This window comes from Dielma fastidiosa, from assembly GCF_000313565.1.
Taxonomy (GTDB): domain Bacteria; phylum Bacillota_I; class Bacilli_A; order Erysipelotrichales; family Erysipelotrichaceae; genus Dielma; species Dielma fastidiosa.
The window spans coordinates 1-694 of the sequence record NZ_CAEN01000094.1 but is presented as its reverse complement, the minus strand read 5'-3'; the positions used below and the strand labels follow the sequence as shown (position 1 = coordinate 694).

The following is a 694-nucleotide window of genomic DNA, read 5'->3' as shown; positions in this document are numbered from 1 at the left end:
GGATCGGTAAATGAACTTCTTTCTCTGTGCCTCGATAAACCATGATCCCGGATTCAAGATGATATTTGAAGAGATTGTTACTGTATTTTCCCTGCCGTCTGCCAGGTATCAGCATCCGCTTTCTTCGCTCATACCGATAAGCTTCAAGATCATGATGAAGCTTCTTCCTAGAACCAAAGCAAGCGGCTCTCATGCCTAAGTTCAAATGATTCAGCTTATCCGTTTCTCGGTTTAATTTAAAGGTCAGCAACCCGATTCTATGCTTCAGCTGTTTGATATTTGGATTAACGATCTGTACCTCATACAAATAGTCTGCTTCACTAGTTTTATGTTCCTTGCTTTTTTGAATTAATTGTTCTTTCTTTTTCTGCCAGTTCTGTAAAGACTTGTTTTCCTTACGAATCTTCTCTTTGATTCTTTCAATCCGTTTAGTACATTCTTTCTTCAATCGTTGATTGGTTTCGACATTACTTTTAAGCAAGGCTCTGGCTTCATGTATTGCAGATAAAGGAAAGTAATCATTCATGTCATATTTTGCTTTTAACTGTTTTTGTAATGAGACTGCATCCTTGACACCATAAAAACAAGTTAAATAGAGTTTCTTATAAGCCATATGCAGCATAGAGTTATACAGGATCAAATCCTTCTTAATACAATTCGCATCCTCTTCTGATAACTCATTATAATAGAAGCG

The 694-nt window shown here is 36.6% G+C and carries 1 protein-coding gene; it reads right to left on the bottom strand.

Annotation, left to right across the window (positions count from 1 at the left end; all coding sequences use genetic code 11):
- A partial coding sequence (locus DAHG_RS21305) for a hypothetical protein (RefSeq protein WP_022936302.1) occupies positions 1-694 on the bottom strand: 694 nt, incomplete at both ends.